The sequence below is a fragment of the Streptomyces anulatus genome, from assembly GCF_014650675.1.
Classification (GTDB): Bacteria; Actinomycetota; Actinomycetes; order Streptomycetales; family Streptomycetaceae; genus Streptomyces; species Streptomyces anulatus.
This window is the reverse complement of record NZ_BMVK01000008.1, coordinates 130,251-151,777: the sequence shown is the minus strand read 5'-3', so window position 1 is coordinate 151,777 and position 21,527 is coordinate 130,251. Positions and strand designations below refer to the sequence as shown.

The 21,527-nt window shown below is 73.6% G+C and carries 20 protein-coding genes; 9 read left to right on the top strand and 11 right to left on the bottom strand.

Annotated features, from left to right (window positions below; genetic code table 11):
- Positions 1–2: 2 nt before the first annotated feature.
- The 6 genes from IE272_RS21385 to IE272_RS21360 all read right to left on the bottom strand — a co-directional run bounded on the left by IE272_RS21385 (position 3) and on the right by IE272_RS21360 (position 7,613).
- Positions 3–809: a PIG-L deacetylase family protein gene (locus IE272_RS21385; protein WP_190007546.1), complete on the bottom strand. Its 807-nt coding sequence runs from the start codon at positions 807–809 to the stop codon at positions 3–5.
- A complete protein-coding gene (locus tag IE272_RS21380; RefSeq protein WP_190007544.1) occupies positions 806–2,563 on the bottom strand; it encodes a carbamoyltransferase family protein in 1,758 nt (585 codons plus the stop codon). Before IE272_RS21380 ends, IE272_RS21385 begins: the two co-directional genes overlap by 4 nt.
- Positions 2,556–3,680: a hypothetical protein gene (locus tag IE272_RS21375; protein WP_190007542.1), complete on the bottom strand. Its 1,125-nt coding sequence runs from the start codon at positions 3,678–3,680 to the stop codon at positions 2,556–2,558. The genes IE272_RS21380 and IE272_RS21375 overlap by 8 nt, the downstream gene beginning before the upstream one ends.
- Complete coding sequence (locus tag IE272_RS21370) at positions 3,673–4,854, bottom strand: hypothetical protein (protein ID WP_190007540.1); 1,182 nt, start codon at positions 4,852–4,854, stop codon at positions 3,673–3,675. Before IE272_RS21370 ends, IE272_RS21375 begins: the two co-directional genes overlap by 8 nt.
- Before the next feature lie 9 nt (positions 4,855–4,863).
- On the bottom strand, positions 4,864–5,427 hold the full coding sequence (locus IE272_RS21365; RefSeq protein WP_050361114.1) for an AAA family ATPase: 564 nt from the start codon (positions 5,425–5,427) through the stop codon (positions 4,864–4,866).
- Between the two features lie 113 nt (positions 5,428–5,540).
- Positions 5,541–7,613, bottom strand: a complete 2,073-nt coding sequence (locus IE272_RS21360; RefSeq protein ID WP_190007538.1) for a PhoX family protein — start codon at positions 7,611–7,613, stop codon at positions 5,541–5,543.
- A gap of 142 nt (positions 7,614–7,755) precedes the next feature.
- Here IE272_RS21360 and IE272_RS21355 point away from each other — a divergent pair, with 142 nt between their 5' ends.
- Positions 7,756–8,244 (top strand): FAS1-like dehydratase domain-containing protein, encoded by a 489-nt coding sequence (locus IE272_RS21355; protein WP_050361112.1) that lies wholly within the window; start codon positions 7,756–7,758, stop codon positions 8,242–8,244.
- Positions 8,245–8,319: 75 nt separating this feature from the next.
- On the opposite strand, the gene IE272_RS21350 is transcribed toward IE272_RS21355, so the two are convergent.
- Positions 8,320–9,312, bottom strand: a complete 993-nt coding sequence (locus tag IE272_RS21350) for a Gfo/Idh/MocA family protein (RefSeq protein WP_190007537.1) — start codon at positions 9,310–9,312, stop codon at positions 8,320–8,322.
- 142 nt (positions 9,313–9,454) lie between these two features.
- Between IE272_RS21350 and IE272_RS21345 the strand changes: the two genes are divergently transcribed.
- The 8 genes from IE272_RS21345 to IE272_RS21310 are packed head-to-tail and all read left to right on the top strand — an operon-like array spanning position 9,455 to position 17,385.
- Positions 9,455–10,255, top strand: coding sequence for a class I fructose-bisphosphate aldolase (locus IE272_RS21345; protein WP_190007535.1), 801 nt, complete (start codon positions 9,455–9,457; stop codon positions 10,253–10,255).
- Positions 10,248–11,363: a 3-dehydroquinate synthase II domain-containing protein gene (locus IE272_RS21340; RefSeq protein ID WP_050361109.1), complete on the top strand. Its 1,116-nt coding sequence runs from the start codon at positions 10,248–10,250 to the stop codon at positions 11,361–11,363. The genes IE272_RS21345 and IE272_RS21340 overlap by 8 nt, the downstream gene beginning before the upstream one ends.
- Positions 11,364–11,365: 2 nt before the next feature.
- Positions 11,366–11,614: a phosphopantetheine-binding protein gene (locus tag IE272_RS21335; protein WP_050361108.1), complete on the top strand. Its 249-nt coding sequence runs from the start codon at positions 11,366–11,368 to the stop codon at positions 11,612–11,614.
- Between the two features lie 13 nt (positions 11,615–11,627).
- Entirely contained in the window at positions 11,628–12,686 is a 1,059-nt protein-coding gene (locus IE272_RS21330) for a hypothetical protein (RefSeq protein WP_056712176.1), read from the top strand.
- Complete coding sequence (locus IE272_RS21325) at positions 12,683–13,918, top strand: aspartate aminotransferase family protein (protein WP_050361106.1); 1,236 nt, start codon at positions 12,683–12,685, stop codon at positions 13,916–13,918. The genes IE272_RS21330 and IE272_RS21325 overlap by 4 nt, the downstream gene beginning before the upstream one ends.
- Entirely contained in the window at positions 13,911–15,311 is a 1,401-nt protein-coding gene (locus tag IE272_RS21320) for a beta-ketoacyl synthase N-terminal-like domain-containing protein (protein WP_050361105.1), read from the top strand. The genes IE272_RS21325 and IE272_RS21320 overlap by 8 nt, the downstream gene beginning before the upstream one ends.
- Positions 15,308–16,090, top strand: coding sequence for a beta-ketoacyl-[acyl-carrier-protein] synthase family protein (locus tag IE272_RS21315; RefSeq protein WP_190007534.1), 783 nt, complete (start codon positions 15,308–15,310; stop codon positions 16,088–16,090). Before IE272_RS21320 ends, IE272_RS21315 begins: the two co-directional genes overlap by 4 nt.
- Complete coding sequence (locus IE272_RS21310; protein ID WP_190007526.1) at positions 16,087–17,385, top strand: class I adenylate-forming enzyme family protein; 1,299 nt, start codon at positions 16,087–16,089, stop codon at positions 17,383–17,385. Before IE272_RS21315 ends, IE272_RS21310 begins: the two co-directional genes overlap by 4 nt.
- A 64-nt stretch (positions 17,386–17,449) precedes the next feature.
- On the opposite strand, the gene IE272_RS21305 is transcribed toward IE272_RS21310, so the two are convergent.
- The 4 genes from IE272_RS21305 to IE272_RS21290 are packed head-to-tail and all read right to left on the bottom strand — an operon-like array spanning position 17,450 to position 21,526.
- Positions 17,450–18,715 carry a glycosyltransferase gene (locus tag IE272_RS21305; RefSeq protein WP_050361102.1) on the bottom strand — a complete coding sequence of 422 codons (1,266 nt, stop codon included), beginning with the start codon at positions 18,713–18,715 and terminating at the stop codon, positions 17,450–17,452.
- Positions 18,712–19,647 (bottom strand): ACP S-malonyltransferase, encoded by a 936-nt coding sequence (locus IE272_RS21300; protein WP_050361101.1) that lies wholly within the window; start codon positions 19,645–19,647, stop codon positions 18,712–18,714. Before IE272_RS21300 ends, IE272_RS21305 begins: the two co-directional genes overlap by 4 nt.
- Positions 19,644–20,381, bottom strand: a complete 738-nt coding sequence (locus IE272_RS21295; RefSeq protein WP_050361100.1) for an SDR family oxidoreductase — start codon at positions 20,379–20,381, stop codon at positions 19,644–19,646. The genes IE272_RS21300 and IE272_RS21295 overlap by 4 nt, the downstream gene beginning before the upstream one ends.
- The gene (locus tag IE272_RS21290) at positions 20,378–21,526 is read right to left on the bottom strand and encodes a hypothetical protein (protein WP_159103687.1); all 1,149 of its coding nucleotides are present in this window, start codon (positions 21,524–21,526) and stop codon (positions 20,378–20,380) included. Before IE272_RS21290 ends, IE272_RS21295 begins: the two co-directional genes overlap by 4 nt.
- Position 21,527: the final 1 nt, after the last annotated feature.

Below are 21,527 nucleotides of genomic sequence, written 5' to 3'. Positions count from 1 at the left end.
CCTCAGCCCCTCGGCCGGAGGACGTCGTACAGATCGTGCGCCGCCGGCCGTTCCCCCGCCGGCCGCCCCACCGGGACCGGGAGGGCGGTGCGGTCGGCGGCCGGGGCGGGGTTCGGATCGAAGACGAACCGCCGGGCCATGAACGCCTCCGCCTGGTCCACGCCGGACTGGAAGCCGCGCACGCTCATCAGCGAGGCCACCGCGCGGAGATCCACCCGGCGGCTCCCGGCGACCTGGGAGGCGTGCGCCCTGAGGGCCTCCATCTTCCTGCCCGCCGAGCGCGTCACATCGCAGTAGAGATGCGGCCGGAAGTCGACCGAGGACGGCGACTCGAAGTACAGGAGCCGCTCCGCGTCCCGCGCGGCGGAGGTGACGGACTGCGAGGCCGCCCGGTGGTCCTGATGCGTGTCGTCGGGGGCATGGGTGTAGACCGTGGTCGCCCCGACCTCCCTGATGACCCGCTCGATCACCCCGATGACCTCCGGTCCGCCTCCCAGCCAGCCGTCCCGGAAGCCGCCCCAGCGGATCTCCGCCCCGATGCGGGCGGTGGCCACGGCCTGCTCCGCGCGGCGTACGGCGGCGGTGCCGCCGCCGGAGGAACCGTCCGTCAGCACCAGCATGACCACACGGTCACCGGCCGAGCGGTGCGCGTGCAGGGTCGCGCCGCACCCCAGCTCGATGTCGTCGGGATGCGCGCCGACCGCGAGGACGCACCGTCCGCTCCCGGGGGCGGCGGGGGCCCGGGGCGACAGGTCCGCAGGGCAGGGTGGTCCGGGCACGTCCCGGACGGGGCTCGTCCGCATGCTCATGACTTCCGGACGATGATCTTCCCGCCGAGGACGAGGAGATCCAGTCCCGTGGCGAAGAAGGTGCGGATCGCGTCCTCGGTGGTGTTGACGATCGGCTCCCCCTTGACGTTGAACGACGTGTTGAGGAGCACCGGGACACCGGTGCGCTCCCCGAACGCGACCAGCAGGTCGTGGAAGAGCGGCGCGCTCTGCGGGTGCACCAGCTGGACGCGCGTCGTCCCGTCCGAGTGGACCACCGCGGGGGCCTCCTCCCGCAGTCTCGCGTTCGCCGGGAACGCCATCGTCATGAAGCGCGAGTCCGCGTACCGGTCGAAGTACCGGCCGGCCGCGGCCGCGGGCATCGCCGGAGCGAACGGGCGCCACAGCTCGCGCTGCTTGACCACCGCGTTGACCTTGTCGCGCTGCTCCACCGCCCGCGGGTCGGCGAGAATGCTGCGCTGCCCCAGCGCCCGGGGCCCCGCCTCCAGGCGGCCCTCCACCCACCCGACGACCAGCCCGTCGGCGAGCGCGTCGCTCACCACCCGCAGCGGATCCGCGGGCTCCTCGAACGGGAGCTTCGCGTTGCGGAGCGTCGCCGCCATCTCGTCGAGGGACTCCGCCGGGCCGAGGGCGAGGGTGCCGAGCGGACCGGGCAACAGGCCCGTCGCGTCATGGCAGGCCACCAGCGCGGCCCCGGCGGCGCCACCGCTGTCCGCGCACAGGGGATGCGCGAACACGTCGTCGACCTCCGGGAGTTCGAAGATCCGGGAGTTCATCCGGACGTTGTGGGCGACGCCCCCGCCGACGCAGACGTTGCGGATTCCCGTCTCGGCCACCGCCCAGCGCACGAGCCGGCACGCCGCTTCCTCCAGCGCGTGCTGGACGGCGAACGCGAGATCGGTGTGCCAGGCGGTGACCGGGTCGCCGGGCCGCCGGGGCGCCGCCCCGAGGAGCTCGGGCAGACGGTCGGTGAACCGTGCGGAGTAGGAGTGCTCCCCGTGGTGGACGTAACGGGGGTCCAGGCGGTACTCGATGCCGTCGCCGGCGACCGGGAGCACCTGGCCGACGAGCTTCCGGAGTTCCGCGTCGGGGCTTCCGTGGGCGGCCAGGCCCATCACCTTGTACTCACCGTCGTACGCGGTGAAGCCGAGATACTCGGTGAAGGCGGCGTAGAACCATCCGAGCGAGTGCGGGATGCGGATCTCCCGGAGCGGGGTGAGCTCGCTGCCCCGCTTCACCCAGAGCATGGTCGTCTGCCGGTCGCCGGAGCCGTCCGCGGTCAGGGTCACGGCCGTCTCGAAGGGAGACTCCATGGCGGCCTGGAAGGCATGGGTGAAGTGGTGCGGGGACGCGTGCAGCGGTGGGAACCCCACATCCCCGAACTCCCGTCTCCAGTGCCGCCGGTGGAAGGTCTCCTGGGCACCGCGGTCGTACGTCGCTAGTGTCCTGGCCTGCCAGTCGAGCGTGCCCCGGTCCGGCCGCTCGCCCGACTCCTCGGAAAGCCCGGCGTAGAACGCGGCCATCGTGCCGTCGGTGTAGGCGGCCAGGTCCCAGCCGATGCCGACCGCGGCGACCTCGCTGATCGTGACACCGGCCTCCGCGAGGCAGTGCTTCAGGGAGCGGATCGGGTAGGCGCCCTCCGCGTGCTTGTTCCGGAGGAAGCGTTCCTCCTCGGCGTAGGCGATCACCTTTCCGTCGCGCACGGCGGCGACGGAGGGGTCGACGGGGCCGAGCGATATCCCCAGGTAGGTCGTTCCGCGCTGCGCGTCAGACATTCCGCACGTCCTGGTTCTCGATGCCGCCCGCCGCGAAGCCGAGTCGGGCCAGCTCGGTCAGTTCCTGGGAGAGATCTCCGGTCACCTCGTGCGCCACCACCGGGAAGAGCCCCCCGATGGACAGCGTCCTCAACGCCTCCCGCAGCAGTTCCTCGTCGGGAGCCGAGCCGGGCCGGGCGAAGAAGCCGGAGTACGGCTCCACGCGCCGCCGGTAGTGGCCCATGAGGAAGGCGGTCGTCCAGACGGCGTCCAGCTGCTCGTCGGGCACGCGCTCGCGCAGCGTGTCGTACGAGGCTCCCGCCCGGTCGGGCCGTCCGGCGTCGAGGGCGGAGTTCAGCGCCCGCGCGCTCAGCCCGGTCCACCGCTCGGAATCCTCCGCCGGCAGCGTCTCCCAGACGTTCCCCTCCTCCCGCGTCCTGCCGTACACCCAGGCGCGCCCGTGCTTCAGATACGGCACGGAGAGCGGACCCCGCAGCACGTCGGGGCGTTCGGTCCCGGGGTCCTCCGGCAGGCCCTGCCAGAAGCACGCCGAATTGCGCTGTCCCTTGGCGTCGTTGCCCGCCAGGCTGGGAAGCTGCTCGTGCGCCACCAGATGCGGCAGGGCCAACTGCACGACCACTCCGGCCGCTTCCGTGTAGCGGAGCATCACGACATCGTCCGCGTCCGTCCGGGCCGGCCACTCCCGGGCGAAGCGGACGTAGCCCTCCGCCGCCGACCGGGGAAGACTCAGCGCCACGCAGGGGACGTAGTCGGGGACCGTCTCCACCGCGTGGGCCCCGACCACCGCTCCCATGCGGGACACCGCTCCGTTGCGGGAGCTCCAGTCCGCGCAGTAGGCCACACCCCGGTCGCCGGCCCGCAGGATCTCCTGGTGCACCCGCTCGATGAACCCCGGCACCGGGATCGCGTCGTCCTGGAGGACCATGTGGTGCGTGGCCCCCTCGGGAATGGCGGCCCACGCCTCCACCGACGTACGCAACGTACTGGGGCCCTCGTGCGGACGCGGGTCGACGACCACCTCCACCGGCCACGGTGCGAGGCTCCGCGCCAGCTCCTCGGCCATGTCCAGCCGGGCCGGATGGGTCATCACGACGACGGACAGTGACAGGTCAGACATTCGGTGTGCTCCTCATCTGTGTCAGAACGACCAGGTCGCTCAACGTGCCCGGGGCGGCCGTCCGCAGACGGGCGCGGCGTCCCCGGTGGACCCCCGCCCGCCCCCACTCCGCCAGCGCGGCGAGCCCGCCGGGGGATATCTCCGCCCGTCTCTCCCGTGCCACGGCGGCGATGCCGAGGGAGCCGGCGGCACGGTCCGCCGCCAGCCGTGCGACGGCTCGGCCGGGCTCCGCCGTCCCCGGTGCGGCGTGTGCCGCGACGTGAGCCGCCTGCCAGCCCACGAGGAACCCGTGCACCCGCAGTTGCCCGGCGAACTCCTCACCCAGCTCCGCCCGCACGGCACGACGGGCCGCCGCTGCCGCGGGGTCGCGAACCGGCCCGGGCTCCAGGACGGCCCGGGGCGGGACCCCGAGGGCCGGCAGGGCGTCCTCCCAGGGCAGACAGTCCACTTCCGGGCCCCGGCCGCGTGCGAGCAGGACGTGCGGCCCCCGGCCGGCCCTGAAGTACGGGATCCAGGCCACCCGTTCCAGCACGGCACCCGCCCGCAGCGACTCCCGGACGCCCGGTTCGGCGGCGAAGCACGCGGAGCGCCGGACCCCGTGGTGGCCCATCCCCGCGATGCTCTCCCCGCCCAGGTGCTCCACCGGTGTGGGCACCGGGAGATAGAGCGGGCAGCCCTGCTCCCGCAGGAATACGGACATGGCCTCGTCGTCCTCGCGTCGGCCGGGGGCGGCCGCCCCGGACGCGGCGAACCGGCGCGCCAGGGGCGCGGGCAGACACAGGGCCAGCGTGGGCGTGTACTCCTCCGGCCTGCCCCGCACCCAGGAGGCGCCCGCCACCCCCGCGAGACGGACCGCCGCACCGTTGCGCGAGTCCCAGTTGGCGTAGTAGCCCACGGCCGCCCCGGGGAACCGGGCCGCGCCCTCGGCCACGATCTCCAGGATGTCCGGCGCCACGGCGACGTCGTCCTGGAAGACCGCGTGGTGGGTGGCTGCCGGATGCGTCCGCCCCCAGGCCACGGTCGCGGTGCGCAGCGGGTTCGGCGGCCGGTCCGGCTCCGGGTCGGTGACCACTTCGGCCCCCGGCAGCCTGCCGGCCAGCTCCCTCGCCCACCGCAGGCGCCGCGGATGCGTCATCACCGCGGTGCTCAGACGTACGGCCCCGTCCTCAGACATCGCTGGTCGTCACCGCCGCGGCCCGTCCGGGGCCCGGAGCACCGACGTGGCCGAGGCGATCGCCGCACGGGCGCGCTCCACGGTCTCGGCCGGCGTCTGCCCGCCGGAGTCGATGACACAGCGCTCCAGTTCGCCCAGGTCCTGGAACTGCCGGTGCATGGAGATGACCGGGTCGCGTTCCGTCAGGGCGTCGGGCCCGCGGCCGGTGGCCCTGGCCACCGTGGTCTCCTCGTCCGGCCGCAGGACGACGTAGCGCAGGGCGATGTCGTGGGCCTTGGCCGCCGCCAGGAAACCGTCGAGGAACCAGGGGCCCACGACTCCGTCGAGGATGACCTGGTAGCCGCCGCGCGCGTAGCCGAACGCCGCCTCGGCCAGGACGCCCATCACGACCTCGTTCTGCCGCTGGGCCTCCGGAAGATACGGGGCGACCGCGCCCTCCTTGATGAAGGCCCAGAAGTCGTCGGTGTGCAGATGGACGCTGAGCGGGTACGTCTTCGCGAGCAGTCCGGACACCGTGCTCTTGCCGGCTCCCGGCGGGCCCGTCACTACAACGACTTGGCCTGTCTCGGTCATGGATGATCCTCTCCGGGACCGTGGCCCCTCATTTCCCCCGATGATGGCCCGCACCGGGCCGTGCTCCGCGACGGTGGCACCAACTGGCCAGCCGCGCCCGCGCCGCCGTCCGTTCAGCTGCCGACACGGCCTCCGTCGGGCCGCCAGACGGCCACCACGCCCGGACGCGGCACCGAGCCGTCCGGCCAGCGCGAGGCCGGATTCTCGTACGTCGATCCGCCGACCTCCCCGGGGTGCTGAATGGCGGCGAAGAGGGTACGGCCGTCCTCGGCGAGGTAGGGACCGCAGACCTCGGCGCCCACCGGCGCACTGAGGAACTGCCGCACGTGCCCGGCGTCGGGGCCCTCCAACGGGGTGGCGAACAGGCCGTCGTTGGCGTCCAGGGCGTACGCCGAGTCCGTGGCGATCCACAGATGGCCCGAGCGGTCGAAGGTGAGGTTGTCGGGCGAGGAGATGGGCGACACGAGCGACTTGTCGCAGCCCAGAAAGTACGTGGAGGGGTCGGCCGGATCGCCGCAGACGATGGGCAGCGTCCAGCTGAAGGCGTCGGAGGTGTGGTCGCCGTCGTCCTCCGTGATCTCCAGGATGTGCCCGTGCCGGTTGATCGCCCGGGGGTTGGCCTCGTCGGGCAACGGCTCGCCCGCCGCGCCGCGTCGGGAGTTGTTGGTGAGCGAGGCGTAGACCTTGCCCGTCACCGGGCTCGTCTCGACGTCCTCGGGGCGGTCCATCTTGGTGGCGCCGGCGCGGTCGGCGGCGATCCGCGTGAAGATCAGCACCTCCTCCTCGGACATCCCGGCCACCTGGGACCTGCCGTCGCGGATCAGCGGGATCCAGCGCCCCCGGCCGTCGAAGGCCCCGTCGGACGGCAGCTCGCCCGAGCCGTCGATCTCGCTCGGGCTGCTGGCGTCGAACCCGGCGGCGTACAGCGAACCGGACTCCAGGAGTGTGCGGTTGTGCGCACGGGCGGCTGCCGAGCGGCCGGGACGGTACCTGCCGTCGGAGACGAACTTGTACAGGTACTCGAACCGGTCGTCGTCGCCCATGTAGACGACGGCCCGGCCGTCGGGGGCGATCGTGACGGTGGCACCCTCGTGCTTGATGCGACCGAGAGCGGTGTGCTTGCGGGGGGCGGCCTCCGGGTCGTACGGGTCGATCTCGACCACCCAGCCGAAGCGGTGCGCCTCGTGCGGGTGCTTCGCCAGGTCGAGCCGTTCGTCGACCCTGGACCAGCCCCTCGTCGTCATCGGGGACTTCACGTCGACGCCGTAGCGCGCGAGGCTCGTCCTGAGCTCCTCGGGTGCCTCGGCGCCGTTGCTGAAGCAGTAGTTGAAGTTCTCCTCGCCGGACAGGACCGTGCCCCAAGGGGTCACTCCGCCCGCACAGTTCGCGAGCGTGCCCCACACCGTGCGGCCCCGCGGGTCCTCGGCGGTGCGCAGGAGCCGGTGCCCGGCCGCCGGACCGGTGACGGTGAAGCGCGTGGTGAATCGGGTGATCCGCCGGTTGTAGCGCCGTGCACCTGTGCGCACCAGCCGCCACGAGCCGCTCCCGGCGACACGCTCGATCTCGACGACGCTCATCCCGGAGGCCTCGACGGCCCCTCTGACCTGCTCCTCGGTGAGCACGTCCAGGCTCGTGTAGCCGGGGAACATCAGCTCCGGGTTGCTGTACTCGTGGTTGCAGACGAGCAGCGCCCGGTCCGCCGTGCCCGGCAGCGGCAGGACGGCGACGTAGTCGTTGTTGTAGCCGAACTGCTTGGCCTGGGCCGTCCCGGTGAAGTCGGAGAGGTCCAGCGGCGGGGCGTCGGGGGTCACCGGATCGCCCCACGCGACGACCACGGAGTGGCGATACCCCTCGGGCAGGACGACGGAGTCCGCCCGCGTGGGGGTGAGGGGCCGGAAGCCGAGACCCGGGCGGGGCCGGTGCGCGGGCCCGGGAGCGGCCGAGGCCGCCGGGGCGGCGGCGCCCGTCGCGGCGGCGGCGCCGATGCCCAGCACCACGGCGCCCGCCCCGCGCAGGGTGCTGCGACGGGACAGCCCCTGGTCGAGCACCCGGCCGAAGTACGGATTGTCCGAGGTGTTGGGCGCGGGGTGGCTGCACGCGTTGCCGCAGCGGTACAGACAGGTCATCGCGGACCGGCCGCCGTGGCTGCCGAGCAGCGGCAGCAGGCGTCGTCTCTCCGGGCTCATGCCGACTTCCTCAATGCGTCGTGAGTGGGCCACCAGCCGGGAACCAGTGGTGGTGGCCCGATGAAAGGCCAGGCGGGGAGGGTGCGCAACGAGGTCGGCAACTTATGGCCACCTGCCGGGGCCGGGGCGCGAGGAGCACAGAATGGCACTCGGCCAGGGCGCTCGCGGGCCCGACGAGGAGGGGGCGACGACGGTGCTGAATCCCGACTACGAGGGACGCACCCTCCACCCCGTCCTCGATCACCGGGTGACCGAGGAGGAGCTCGTCGCCTTCGCCGACGCGGTGGGGGAGACCCACCCGGCCTGCCGGGACGCCGATGCCGCGCACCGGCTCGGCCACCCCGCGGTCATCGCGCCGCCCACCTACCCGGCATCCCTCGCGCTGCGGGCGGAACGTCCGCTCTTCGACGACCCGGGCCTCGGGGCCGATCACCGCTCGCTGCGCCACCGCGACACGACCGTCACCGCGCACCGGCCGGTGCGCGCGGGCGACGTCCTGCGGTGCACGGTGCGGGTGGTCGCGGTCGAGGCGCTCGGCCGCGCGGGGATCCTGGTGACGGAGGTGACCGTCGAGGCGTCCGGCGAGCCCGTGGCCGTCGTACGCAACACCGTGGTGACCGGGCCCGGTTGAGGGACCCGTCACCACCGAGGCCGCTGGGCCGTGTCGTCAAACGCCGCCTCGTAGAGGGCAGTTCGACGACAGGCCCTAGGCCAGTTCCACCCGCTGTCCGGTCCGCAGGGAACGCCGGGTCGCCTCGACGGCCCGCATCGCGTCGAGGGTCTCCCCGATCGGGCACGGATTGGCCCCCTCGTCACGGCACAGGGCGACGAACGCGGCCATCTCCGCCGCGTACGCCTCGGCGAACCGGTCGACGAACCCGTCGTACGGCTCCGCCCGGGCCTCGCCCGGCGCTCTTCCCTCCACCGGGGTCAGCGGGGTGCGGGGAGTCAGGCCGGCCGACAACGCGCCCTTGGTGCCCATGACTTCGACCCGGTGGTCGTAGCCGTGGGGCTGGGTGCGGCTGGCGGTCAGCACCGCCCGGACGCCCCCCTCCAGGGTGAGGAGCACCGTGAGGACGTCGTGGTCGTCGTGCTCCGCGTAGGGCCCCTCGGTGAGCACCGCCCCGTCCGCGTACACCTGCGTGATCCGCCGGCCGGTCAGCCACGGCACCGCGTCCAGGTCGTGCACGACGCAGTCGGCCGCGAAGCCCCCGGACAGGGCGAAGAACTCCGCGGGCGGCGGATCCCGGTCGAAGGCGGTCGTCCGCACGAACAGCAGGTCCCCGGCCTCCCCCGTGGACACCGCGTCCCGCAGCCGCGTGTAGGCCGGGTCGCAGCGCCGCTGGAAGCCCACCTGCACCCGGCCGCCGGCGTCACGCACCAGCTCGGCGACGCCGAGAGCCTGGTCCGACGTGGTGGCGATCGGCTTCTCGCAGAACACGGTGAGCCCGCGTTCGACACCCGCCGCGATCAGCCCCGGGTGCGTCTGCGAGGGCGTGGCGATCACCACCGCGTCGCGGACGGCGAGGGCCTCGGCCGCCGAGGCGACGAACCGCGCCCCCAGCCGGCCGGCGAGCGCCTGCCCCGCCGCCGCGTCGCTGTCGTGAATCACCAGGTCGAGGCCGGGGTCATGGGCCAGAAGGTTCTCGGCGTGCAGGGAACCGATCCGCCCCGCACCCAGTACCGCTATCTCCGTCATGGGTGAATGCTCGGGCAGCCCCCCCGCCTGCCGCCGCGCCCTGGCAGCTAAGTGCCACCCCCGGCCCGGGCCGCTCGCACCGGGCCGAAGCTGAGGGCCGTTGCCACGTTGACCAGGACGGATTCCTGCGGGGAGTGTGGACATGATTGTTAGCGGAAGAGAACGTCGGCTGCGCCGGTTGTTCTCTCCTTTCTCGGGACGCACGGTGATGCTTCCCATCGACCAGCCACTGACCCTCGGGCCGATCCCGGGGCTCGTCGACGTGACCAAGGCGCTGCCGAACCTGCTGGCCGGTGAGCCCGACGCGGTCATCGCCCACCGCGGCGTCATCCAGCGCATACCGGCCGAACTGCTCGACCGCACCGGCCTCGTGATGCATCTGTCCGGCGGCACCGGTCTCTCCGGCCGGGGGTACGCCAAGACCCTCACCGGCTCCGTCGGCGACGCCGTCCGGCTGGGCGTGGACGCCGTCTCCGTGCACATCACCTTCGGGGTCGCCGAGGAGCGGGAGATGCTCGCGGACGCGGCACGTGTCGTCGCCGAGTGCGCGCAGTGGGACATGCCGCTGCTGGCCATGGTGTACGTCCACGGCGGCGAGCCGGGCTCGATGCCCGGCCGGATCGCGCACGCGGCCCGGGCGGCCGCCGAGATCGGCGCCGATCTGGTCAAGGTGCCCTACACCGGCAGCGATGAGTCGTTCGCCCCCGTGACCGAGGGCTGCTTCGCCCCCGTCCTCGTCGCGGGCGGCGAACTCGGCCCGGACGACAGCGCGTTGCCCGCGATGGTCGAGGCCGCGCTCCGTGCGGGCGCCGCCGGGGCCTGCGTCGGCCGCAATGTCTTCCAGCACGAGGACCCCCAACGGGTGCTCGCCACGCTCCGGGCGACCGTGCACTCGCCATCCACCTGCCTCCCCTACTCCGAGGGTGTACCGAACCATGTCTGATGCCCGCAGCACCGTTCCTCTCTGGTGCGACCTCTCCCATCTCGGCGAGGCCGCGCACGACCGCCTCACCCACGTCCTGCAGACCCCGGCCGAGGGCGTCCTGCTGTCCGCCGGACAGGTCCCCGAGACTCCGCTGCCCGACCGGGTGCGGACCGCTGTACTGGTCCGGGACGCGGCGGAACTGGAGAAGCTCGACCCGAAGCGCCCGCTCACCGTCATCGTCCACGATGCCGCGCTGCTCGGGCGGCTGCCCGCCGCCTGGCGTCGCGGTCTGTGGATCGAGGTCGACGACGGCGAGAGCATGCACGCCGCGGTGGCCGCGCTCGGCCAGGTCGACGTCCTGGTAGTGAGCTTCTCCGACGAGACCAACATCCCCCTGGAACTCGTCATCGCGGAGGCCCAGCACCACACCACCACGGTCATCAAGCGCGTCCGATCCATCGGCGACGCACTGGTCACCCGCGGGGTGCTCCAGCACGGCCCGGAGGCGATGCTGCTGCGCGTCGACACTCCCGCCGACGTGGCCGCGCTGGGCAACGCCTTCGCCGCCTTCGCCACCGAGCGCGTCGACCTGGTCGCCGCCGAGGTCACCCAGGTCCGGTCCATCGGCATGGGCGTACGCGGCTGCGTCGACACCGCGGACCTGCTCGCCCCGGACGAGGGCATGCTGGTGGGCTCGACGTCCTCCGGCGGCCTGCTGGTCTGCGCCGAGGTGCACTACCTCCCGTACATGAACCTGCGCCCGTTCCGGGTCAACGCCGGAGCCGCCCACTCCTATGTGTGGGCGCCCGGTGGCCGGACGGCCTACATCACCGACCTCGCCGCGGGCGAGCCCGTGCTCGTGGTGAACACCTCGGGCGGAGCCCGTCCGGCCGTGGTCGGCCGGATCAAGAGCGAGATCCGCCCGCTGCGGCTGATCGAGTGCCGGGTCGGCGACGCGTTCATCAACACGATCGTCCAGGACGACTGGCACGTGCGGCTGTTCGACGCCGACGGCAAGGTCCGCAACAGCACCACCATCCTGCCCGGCGACCGGATGATGGCCGTCGCCGCCAAGCCCGGCCGCCACGTGGGCATCGCCGTGTCCGAAACGATCGTGGAGGTCTGATCATGAGCTCGACCGTTACCCATCTGGACCGCGTCATGGAGCTCCTGCAGCAGCGGGACTCCGTCACCGTGCAGGTCACCCCGGACGCCCGGCTGGACGATCTGGGCGTCGACTCGATCGATCTGGTGTACCTGCTGACCACCTTCGAGCGCACGGACGACGCGGACTTCGACGACGCCGACTTCGACCTCGGGCAGTACGAGACGGTGCGGGACCTGGCCGCGACCGTCCGGACCCGGGCCGATGGCTGACCGGGAGCGGCCCGTGTTCGACCCCGCCCGCTCGCTGGGCTGGCGGACCGGGCCGCTGGACGGCCTCAGCTGTCTGCTGCGCTGCACCGAAGCGGTCCTGCGGGCCCAGGGCTTCGCCCCGCTGGACGTGGCACGGGCCCTGGCCCTGCCGGTCGACCTGACCGGTGGCAGGCGTGAGCCGGCCCGGTTCCGCAGCGGCCGGCTCTCCTGGCGCAACGCCGTGGACGGGCGGGAGCACTGGGGCGAGCTGACACGGCTGGTCACCGAGGGCTCCCCGGTGATCCTGATGCCCGACCGCTTCTACTGGCCCGGGGACGAGTTCGAGGGCAGGCACCACTTCCTCGACCACATGGTCCTCGTCATCGGGGCCACCGCGACGGAGCTCGAGGTACTGGATACCGACGCTCCCCCCGAGGACGGGTTCGTCCGGCGGATCCCGGTCTCCCCGGCCGTGGTGCGCAGCGCCTGCCGCTTCGCCACCGTGCACTTCGAACCGCCCGAGGACACCGCGGACTCGCTGCGCGAGACCCTCGTACGGCCGATGACCCGGTGGCTGGCCGAGGACCTCGCGGCGCTGGACGGCTTCGCCGAACGCTGGGAACGCGAGGGGCTGACCGGTCCCATGGCCCGCGCCCTGCACGTACTGGTCCTCGGTGAACTGCAGCCCGCGCTGTTCCTGACCGCCCTGTCCGTCCGGGACACCGACCCGGCGGTGGCCGACGCCGCACGGTCGGCCGCGGCCGCCTCCCAGCGGCTCGGCCTGGCCCTGCTCGGCGCCCACCGGTACGCGGGCGAGGAGGCGCAGGACCGCACCGTCTACCGGCCGGTGCTGTCGGTGTTCGGGTCCGCGCGACGGGCCCTGGCCGCCCTGGTGGCCGTCTCCTCCGGTACGCCGGAGGCCGGCGACGGGACCGCGCGCCCCGCCGACGACCGGCTGTGGCGCCGGGTGGAGGACATGCGGGCGTGGTGCTTCGCCGAGGACGTGACACCGCCCGGACCGGCCGCCCCCGCCCCGGCGAGCCCCGCCGCGCACTCCGTGACCCACGTGACCTTCGAAGGAGTCCAACCATGAGCGCATCCAGCACGCCGCTCGCCCTGAGCGGTTCCCGGGACCTGCTGGCCAGGGCCGCCAAGGTCGACGCGACGCTGGCCTACTCCGGCTACGTCCTGCCCCGCGACCGGCTCGTCGACGGCGAGTACCCGGTCTTCGCCGAACGGGCCTCCGGCGCCCATGTGTGGGACGTCGACGGCAACAAGTACCTCGACTTCATCCTCGCCTACGGCACCATCATCCTCGGCCACGCCGACCCGGTCGTCTCCGCCGCGGTCGCCGAGGAGATCCGGGACGGCTTCGCGATCACCCTGCGCAAGCGGGTGCAGGTGGAGCTCGCGGAACTGCTCACCTCGGTGATCCCGGGAGCCGAGCGGGTGTTCCTGCTGAAGAGCGGGTCCGACGCGACCAGTGCCGCCGTCCGCGTCAGCCGCGCGCACACCGGCCGCGAGCGAGTCGTCCGCTGGGGATACAACGGCTGGCACGACTGGTGCGCCACCCGCCCCGGCGGGGTCCCCGCCCAGGCCGTCAGCACCTTCACGTACAACGACCTCGCCAGCCTCGAAGCGGAGTTCGAGGCGCACCCCGGCGAGATCGCCTGCCTGCTGATGATGCCGTTCGAGGTGGAGCCGCCGGCCCCCGGATTCCTCCAGGCCGCCGCCGAACTCGCCCATGCGCACGGTGCGTTGTTCGTGCTGGACGAGATGCGCTCGGGCTTCCGCATGAGCCTGGGCGGCGCCCAGGAGAAGTACGGGGTGACCGCCGACCTGGTGACCTTCAGCAAGGCCATGGCGAACGGCTACCCGATCTCCGTCCTCGTCGGCTCGGAACGGGTCATGCGGACGGTCGGGGAGGTGCACATCGGCTCCACCTTCCACGTGAACGGCGCCGAGATGGCCGCCGCCCTCGCGACGATCACGCAGCTCCGTGACACGCCGGTGCTCAAGCATGTCGAGGCGCTCGGCGAGCAGTTCCTGCGCGGGCTCGACGGCCAGGCCACCGCCTCCCCGGTGAGCGCCGAGGCCGTCGGCGTACCGCAGATGCCGTTCCTGCGGTTCACCGACCCCGACGAACAGGCGCTGGCCCGGGCGCGGGACGCCTTCTACACCGAGACGATCCGGCGAGGAGTGCTCCTGCACCCCAACCATCACTGGTACATCTGCGGAGCCATGACCGAGAAGGACATCGCGACGGCGCTGGAGGCCACCGCGGCCGGATTCCGGGCGGCGGAGGCCGCCCTCGGCCATGGGTGACCGCGCGGCACTGGTCCGGGAGGCGCTCGCCACCCGGGCGGTGCGCGCGGACGTCGACCGGCTCACCGACGAGGAACCGCTGCTGGCACTGGGCCTGGACTCGGTCGCGCTGATCGCGCTCACCGCCGAACTGCAGCAGCGCACCGGCGCGGTGATCGACGACGAGGTGCTGTTCCTGCCGGACCTCTCCATCGCCGCCCTGGCCGAAGCGATCGGCCCGGGCGCACCGGCGGCGGAGAGGTTCGAAGCGGCCGGACTCGGGGTCGTCGCCCCCACCGGCCACGGCGTGGACGCACTGTGGGACTCCCTGCTCGACGGCACGGCCCACCGGGTTCCGGTGCCCTACCAGCCGGAGGGCCGCCACCGGGCCGGCGTCGTGCCGGGGGCCACCGACGAGGAGATCACCTCGCCCGGGCGACTGCTCACCCTGCTCCTCGCGGCGGCCGAGCAGGCTCTCGCGGAGGCCGGGGTGGCCGACCGCACCCGCGTCCATCTCGTCGTGGGGACCACCGACACCGGTGGCAGCGCCCTGGCCCACGCGATGGACACGGGCCCCGCACCGTCCGGCCCGGCGTTCGTGGGCAACCTCGCCCGCCGGGCGGCGGCCGCCCTCGGGCTGGGCGGGAGCGCCACCGTCATCGGCAGCGCTTCGGCCTCCGGGGCGGTGGCCCTGGGGTACGCCCTGGAGGCGCTGCGGTCCCGGGACGCCGACGAGGTGCTGGTGGTCGGCGCCGACACGGTCTCGGAGACCGGGTTCCACGGGCTCGCCGCGCTGCGCACGCTGAGCCCGGACGGCTGTCGCCCCTTCAGCTCGGAGCGACGGGGCATCGCGATCTCCGAGGCCGCCGCGGCCGTTCTGCTGCGCAGGACGGACGGCCCGCCCGCCCCCGACGCCTCCGGGAGCCGGGGGACGTCCGCGGCAGGCGGCCGGCTGGTGGGATACGGCGCCAGCAGCCTGACGAGCCATCTGGCGGCCCCCGAGGCCGGGGGCATCGAACTGGCGGTGCGACGCGCGCTCGCCGACGCCGGGATCACGCCGCCGGAGGTGTCCTTCGTGAACACCCATGGTCCGGGCACGAAGCTCGGCGACGTGGCGGAGACGGAGGCCCTGCGGGCGGTGTTCGGAGACCACCTGCCCCGGGTGCCGCTGAACAGTTCCAAGGGAGTGCTGTGGCACTGCCAGGGTGCGGCCGGGGTCATCGAGTCGACGGTGTGTCTGCTGTCCCTCGCCCGGGGGGTGATCACTCCCACGTTCGGCGGCGAGCCCTTCGACGAGCGCTGGGCGGAACTCGACATCGTCCGGGAGCCGCGCGAGGCCTCCCCGCGGTACGCGCTGTCGGTCTCCTGCGGACTGGGCGGCGTGAACACGGCACTGGTATGGGAGCGAGCATGACCGCGACGAGGAGCGACGGAACCGGTGCCCGGCGGGCGGGCGCCGCCGCCACGGAGTTCGACCTGACCGCCCACTGGCGCGAGCGTGCGCGCGGGCGCGAGGGCTGGGAAAACGCCCCGGCCCTCGTCCGTGACCTGTCCACCCGGTTCACCGCCACGGTCGCCGAGGCCATCGAGCGGGCGGGCGGGGTACCCGGCCGCACGGAGACCGAGTTCGTGGCGGCCACCTGGTACGGCACCTCGCACGTGGCCGAGGTGATGCACGAGCAACTGCGCGAGGCCGGGCCCAAATGGCTCGACCCCGAACAGTTCTTGCACTACTCGCCGCACGCGATGGTGTCCGCCGCCGCCCTGGACCTCGGCCTGGGCGGGGCGAGCGCCACCCTGGTGGGGCCCGACGCCGAGTTCCAGGCCGTGGCCCACGCGGTGCGCAGGATCCGGTCCGGCCGCGCCGCGACCGTGGTCGTCGCGGAGTACGAGGCACTGACACCGTTCGCCGCGGCCCCCTGCCCGGACGGTCCCGGGACCGCCGCCGGCGCTCCCCCCGAGGGCCGCGCCACCGCCCTGGTACTGACGGCGGGTGGCGGGAGGGGGCCGTCCCTGACCGTGCACCGGTCCGGCGAAGGCGAAGGCGACGGCGCGGACGCGCCGGCCGGGCGTGCGGGCACCACCGTACGGACCGCGGGGCCCGGCCTCCTGCGCCTGCTGGCGGACGCGGCGGAGCCCCTCGTGGTGGTCTCCCGGGCGGCGGGCCTCCGTGACGCGCTGGTACTCGGATGAGTCCCGGCGCCCCCGGCCGGCTGGCCGCACGGATCGCCGAGGTGGCGAGCACCGCGCCCGAACGCCTCGCCGTCGTGTCGCCCCGGGCCTCCGTCGGTTACGCGGAACTGCTCCGGCGCGCACGGCGGACGGCGGACGACTGGCGTGCCGAAAGCCCGGTCCCGCGACGTCATCTCGTCGCCGGGTGCGCGGTGGAGACGGCCGTCGCCGTCGTCGCCGCGGCCATCGCCGACGTGGGGCTGCTCCTGCTCGACGCACAGGGGCGGCCCGGCGAACACGAGCGGGTGCGGAGCATCTTCCGTACGGCGCCTCCCACCGGCGCAGCGGGACTCGGCCTGACCAGTTCCGGTGTCGACGGCCCGCCCAAGTGCGTCGAACGCCCCTGGTCCGCCGTCGCCTCCAACGCCGCCGCGTTCGCCTCCGCGCTGGGACTCGGCGAGGGGGAGGTCGTCCTGTGCACCACGCCGCCGCACCACAGTTACGCGGTGTGCGGCGGGATCGTCGGCTCCCTGATGGCGGGGGCGACCTGTGTCGGCGCGGCCCGGCGCACCGGTCCGGCGGCCCTGGCCGCCGCACTGGACCGGCACCGTGTCGACGTGCTGCTGTCGGTGCCGCTGCTCTACCAGTGGTACGCGGGCGGGCTGGCGGTCGCCCGCCCGCCCCGGCTGTGCCTGTCGGCCGGATCACCGTTCCTGCCGGACCAGCGGGCCGCCTGGGAACGCGGGGTGGGCTGGCCGGTCGGAGAACACTTCGGGACCTCCGAGCACGGCATGCTCACCGTGGACGCCGAGGGACGCGCCGACGGAGTGGGCAGGGCCCTGGCGGGCGTCGGGCTCACGGTCGCCCCCGGGGGCGAGGTGGTGGTGGAGACCTCCGGCGCCCCGGGCAGGCTGCTCGGGGCCGACGGCACGTCGGAGACACTGGCCGGCCCGCGCAGGACCGGCGACCTCGGCCGGCTGGACGCCGACGGCCGGCTGCGGCTGCTCGGGCGGGCGGGCGGAGTGATCAACATCGCGGGCAACAAGGTCTCCGCCGCCGAGGTGGAGGCGTCCGTGCGCGGCTACGCGCCGGTCAAGGACTGCGCGGTCGTGGGCGACACCTCGGTGCCCGGGGCCACCCGGCTGTGCCTCTTCGTCGAGGCGTCGGACGCCTTCCGGCGGGACGAGCTGCGCGCGCTCCTGGCGACGGCCCTGGCTCCGTACAAGGTCCCGCAGGCCATTCACCGGGTGGGCGCGCTGCCGCGCAGCGCGGCGGGCAAGATCCTGCGTGCGGAGTTGCTGGACACCTTGCGGTGACCGCGCGTCCGCCGCGCCGTGTGAGGGGGACGACCCGGCCGGGTCGTCCCCCTCACGTCGTCGGTCAGCGCACCACCGACGCGAAGATCTCCGACAGGTCGGCCTCGGCCCGGTGCCGCGCGAGCGAGGCGCTCGCGTACCCCGCCCGCGCCGCGAACGCGCTGTCGCCGAGCACTTCGTCCACGGTCCGGGCGATCTCGGCGGCGGGAACCACCGGGTCGTCGGTGACGCCGCCGTGCCGGTTGACGTAGGTGAGCGCGCCGCTGTGCGGATCGACCTCGGTGGTCCGCGCCACCAGCCCCGCACCGTGCCGTTCGACGAAGTACCGCCCGTTCGCCTCCTGTTCGGACATGAACGGCAGGACGACCTGCGGCTTCCCCTGCTCCAGGGACGCCAGCACGGTGGAGTAGCCGCCGTGGCTGAGCACCAGGTCGGCCCAGCCGATCGGGCCCGTGATCCCGGTGAACCCGCCGACCTGGACGTTGGCGTGCCGCCGCAGTCGGTCGGCGGCCGAGAAGCCCGCTGAGAGGAAGACGGTGAAGCCCGGCCGGTCCAGCGCCGTGAGGACCTCGTCCAGCGCGCGCTCCGTGACCATGCCCCCGCTCCCGATCGTCACGTAGACGTGGTGATCGCCCTCACGGCGGTCCGGCCGGAAGGGCGCGCCCGGCGGGTCCCAGTACAGCGGCCCCACGTAGTCCGCCGCCGCCCGGCCCGCGGGCGGCCGGGGCACCGGCTCCACCTCGGGCGCGCTCGGCACCACCGTGCGGTCGCCCCACAGCAGGTCACGGACATGGCCCACCGGGGGGAGGCCCTGTCCCACGGCCAGCTCGCTGAGGGCCGTGAGGGCGTCCGGGTGGGGCAGCAGCTTCGTCGGGGACGCGGTGTTCCACGGCATCCACGGGCACGGCTCGTCGTACAGGAAGTCGGTGTCGGCGAGCGACACCACCGGCAGCCCGCGCAGCCTGGCGGCCAGCACGGCCGTCGGCTGCATGTCGGTGACCACGATGTCCGGACGGTAGGCGTCGATGGCCGCCAGGTCGCGGCGCAGGTGCTCGGTCAGGACGCCGGTGCGGTAGTAGCGCGCCGTCACCGCGTACACCCGCTCCACGTCGGTGAACGGCAGGAAGGCCGGGACCTTCTCCGGGGGGCCGCCCGGGGAGGGCGTCCCCACCACGGGGTACCCGGCCTCCGCGACCATCCGGGTCACCGCCGACGGGCCGAACGCCACCGTGAACCGGTCGTCGAGCCGGTCCGCCGCGGCCAGGCCGCGCCCGGTGTACCCGGCGCCGCCGCCGGCGGACCAGGGAAAGAACAGGGTACGGATCGTCATGTCAGCAGGGCCTCCGGGCCTCGGGGGGTGTCATGGGCGAGCACAGTGCCGTCGGCCAGGTCGCGGCGCAGCACCTTGCTGAGCGTGCGGCCGGGGCCGACGTCGAGAAGACGGCGGACGCCGAGCCCGCGAACGGCCGCGACGGAGTCCCACCACAGGACGGGCCGGACCATGTGGACCAGCAGGTCCTCCCGGATCCGGGCCGGATCGGTGGTCAGCGTTCCCGTGGTGTTCAGCGCGACGGGGACACGCGGCACGGCGAGCCGCAGACCGCGGAGCTCTTCGGCGAACTCCTCCTGCGCCGCGGCCATCAGGGGCGAGTGCGCGGCGATCCCGATGGCGAGCGGGACCACGCGCTCCGCGCCGGCGCGCAGGGCCTCGCCCCCCACCCACGTCAGGGCGGCGCGGTCGCCGGAGACGATGATCTGGTCGGGGCCGTTGACGGCGGCCACCGTCGCCACGCCGTCGGGGACGCCGTCGACGAGGGCCCGCACCCGGGGCAGCTTCAGCCCGAGGAGCGCCGCCATGGCTCCGGGCCGCTCCCTGCTCGCCGCGAACATGATCCGGCCGCGGCGGTGCACGAGGTCCAGGGCGGTGTCGCCGTCCAGGACCCCGGCGGCCACCAGAGCGGTGAAGTGGCCGAGGCTGTGCCCCGCGACCGCGGCCGGGGCCGTCGGCGCCCCGTGTTCCCGCAGGAAGCGGCCGAGGGCCAGATGGCCCGCCAGGGACGCGGTCAGCACACAGGGCTGGGTCCAGTCGGTGCGTGCCTGGTCCTCCCGCGACGTACCGAAGCACAGGGTGCGCAGCGGAAGCCCGGTACGTTCCTCGGACCGCTGGAACAGGTCCCGCACCTCGCCGTACTTCTCGTACCAGCGCTGGGCCATGCCGGGGAACTGCGCCCCCTGGCCCGGGAACAGCAGGGCGTGGCTCACAGACTCATCCCTCCGTCGACCGCCACTACCTGGCCGGTCAGGTAGGAAGCCTGTTCGGAGCAGAGGAAGCCGACCACGGCCGCCACCTCGTCGGGCGTACCGGCCCGCCGCATCGGGGTCTGCGCGAGGATCGCCTCGCGTGCCCGGTCTCCGCCGGCCGAGCTCATGGCGGAGGGGACGTACCCCGGGGCCACCGCGTTCGCGGTGACCCCGAAGCGCGCCGTCTCACGGGCGATGGTCCGGGTCAGTCCCAGCAACCCCGCCTTGGAGGAGGCGTACGCGGTCTGGAACGGCCAGCCGGTCAGCCCGGCCACCGAGGTGGTGAAGACCAGACGGCCCCACCCCTGCCGGGTCATCCCGGGCAGGACGCCCCGGGCGAGGAGCATCGCGGCGGTGAGGTTGACCGCGATGCTCTCGTCCCAGTCGGACAGGCGCACCCGGTGCGCCGCCCCGGGCCGCAGCACGGCCGCGTTGCTCACCAGCACGTCGGGGGGCCCGACCGTGCGTTCCACGGTCTCCAGGAGCGCCGTGACCGCCTCGGGGTCGCCCAGATCCGCCCGTACGGTCTCGACCCGGGCCGCGCCCGGAAGCAGTGCGTCGCGCAGGTTCTCGGCGGCGGCCCGGTCGTGACCGTAGTGCAGGACGAGCGTGGTCCCGGGACCGTGGAGCGCGGTGGCCACGGCCCGGCCGATCGCGCCGGTGGCGCCCGTCACCAGGACCGTTCTGCCGCTCACGGGGCGAGATCGGCGGAACGGTCGAGCACCGTCAGCCACTGGCGCATCAGGTGGGCCATCTGGTGGAAGAACCCGCGCATCTCCTGGGTCCACACCGGACCGTCCATGGTCTCCACGGCGTCCTGGAGCTGCTGCGACAGCGAGCGGTAGGCCTCGTGGTAGGTGCTTCCGTCGAGCCGGGCGTCCTGGAGCCAGGCCAGGATGTCGTCCAGCACCGTGATGGCCGGCAGCTCCTGCCGCAGGTCGTTCAGCAGCCAGTGGTCGTTGCGCTCGTGCAGGGCCAGGGGGGTGCCGAAGCGGACCGCGTGGCCGAGGTGCTTGGCGCAGGCCTGGACGAAGTAGCCGCTGAAGATGTCGGCGTACCGGTCGATGACCTGACCGTTGTGCCGGTATCCCATCCGGGGGAAGTAGTAGGCCGCCACGGCGTCCCGGTGCACGGCGGTGTTCTGGGAGTTGACGGGCGCCCAGGTTCCCCTGGAGAGCACGGCCTCGGGGCGGGTGAGCGAGCGCACCTCCGGCCCGACGGCGATCCTGGTGATCGCGTCGACGTCCGGGTCGCCCAGCCACAGACCGGCGTTGATCCGGACGTCGGCGGGGGCCGTGCTCTCCCGCGCGGAGTCCGGCACCCGATGCTGGTACGGGTACCCGCGCGGGTACACCTGGAGCGGCTGGACGTCGAGCAGTTCGCAGGGGTTCCACCAGCCGGAAGCGCTGTCGACGGTGTGATAGTCGCGCTGTCCCGCCAGCACGGTCAGATGCTGCCGGAAGAAGTCGTCGGCGTGCGGGAAGTTGTCGTCGTCGACGGAGATCAGCAGATCGGAACCGGCCGTCCAGGAGAGCAGATAGCCGATGTTGCGGCGGTTGTCGGAGTGGTGGGGGACGAAGGACGGCGCACCGAGCCGCCCGAGCAGCGCGTCCTGCTCGTCGACGGTCGGGCTCAGCACGTCGAGGCCGTCGGCGCGGGCCTTGTCGCAGACCTCGAAGAAGCGTCGCGGCGTCTTGCGGTCGGGTATCGCGATCAACCGGACGTGCTCGTCGCCGCCGTGCCGCGCGATCAGACCGCGGTAGGCGTCGAAGAAGGGCTCGCTGTCGCCGATGGTCGTCATCACGACGTCGATGCGCCGGGCGGATGGGGCAGTGGTCACG

Coding starts and splice junctions, on each gene's coding strand:
- IE272_RS21385 (WP_190007546.1), bottom strand. CDS start 809: ATGAGCATGCGGACGAGCCCCGTCCGGGACGTGCCCGGACCACCCTGC.
- IE272_RS21380 (WP_190007544.1), bottom strand. CDS start 2,563: ATGTCTGACGCGCAGCGCGGAACGACCTACCTGGGGATATCGCTCGGC.
- IE272_RS21375 (WP_190007542.1), bottom strand. CDS start 3,680: ATGTCTGACCTGTCACTGTCCGTCGTCGTGATGACCCATCCGGCCCGG.
- IE272_RS21370 (WP_190007540.1), bottom strand. CDS start 4,854: ATGTCTGAGGACGGGGCCGTACGTCTGAGCACCGCGGTGATGACGCAT.
- IE272_RS21365 (WP_050361114.1), bottom strand. CDS start 5,427: ATGACCGAGACAGGCCAAGTCGTTGTAGTGACGGGCCCGCCGGGAGCC.
- IE272_RS21360 (WP_190007538.1), bottom strand. CDS start 7,613: ATGAGCCCGGAGAGACGACGCCTGCTGCCGCTGCTCGGCAGCCACGGC.
- IE272_RS21355 (WP_050361112.1), top strand. CDS start 7,756: ATGGCACTCGGCCAGGGCGCTCGCGGGCCCGACGAGGAGGGGGCGACG.
- IE272_RS21350 (WP_190007537.1), bottom strand. CDS start 9,312: ATGACGGAGATAGCGGTACTGGGTGCGGGGCGGATCGGTTCCCTGCAC.
- IE272_RS21345 (WP_190007535.1), top strand. CDS start 9,455: ATGATTGTTAGCGGAAGAGAACGTCGGCTGCGCCGGTTGTTCTCTCCT.
- IE272_RS21340 (WP_050361109.1), top strand. CDS start 10,248: ATGTCTGATGCCCGCAGCACCGTTCCTCTCTGGTGCGACCTCTCCCAT.
- IE272_RS21335 (WP_050361108.1), top strand. CDS start 11,366: ATGAGCTCGACCGTTACCCATCTGGACCGCGTCATGGAGCTCCTGCAG.
- IE272_RS21325 (WP_050361106.1), top strand. CDS start 12,683: ATGAGCGCATCCAGCACGCCGCTCGCCCTGAGCGGTTCCCGGGACCTG.
- IE272_RS21320 (WP_050361105.1), top strand. CDS start 13,911: ATGGGTGACCGCGCGGCACTGGTCCGGGAGGCGCTCGCCACCCGGGCG.
- IE272_RS21315 (WP_190007534.1), top strand. CDS start 15,308: ATGACCGCGACGAGGAGCGACGGAACCGGTGCCCGGCGGGCGGGCGCC.
- IE272_RS21310 (WP_190007526.1), top strand. CDS start 16,087: ATGAGTCCCGGCGCCCCCGGCCGGCTGGCCGCACGGATCGCCGAGGTG.
- IE272_RS21305 (WP_050361102.1), bottom strand. CDS start 18,715: ATGACGATCCGTACCCTGTTCTTTCCCTGGTCCGCCGGCGGCGGCGCC.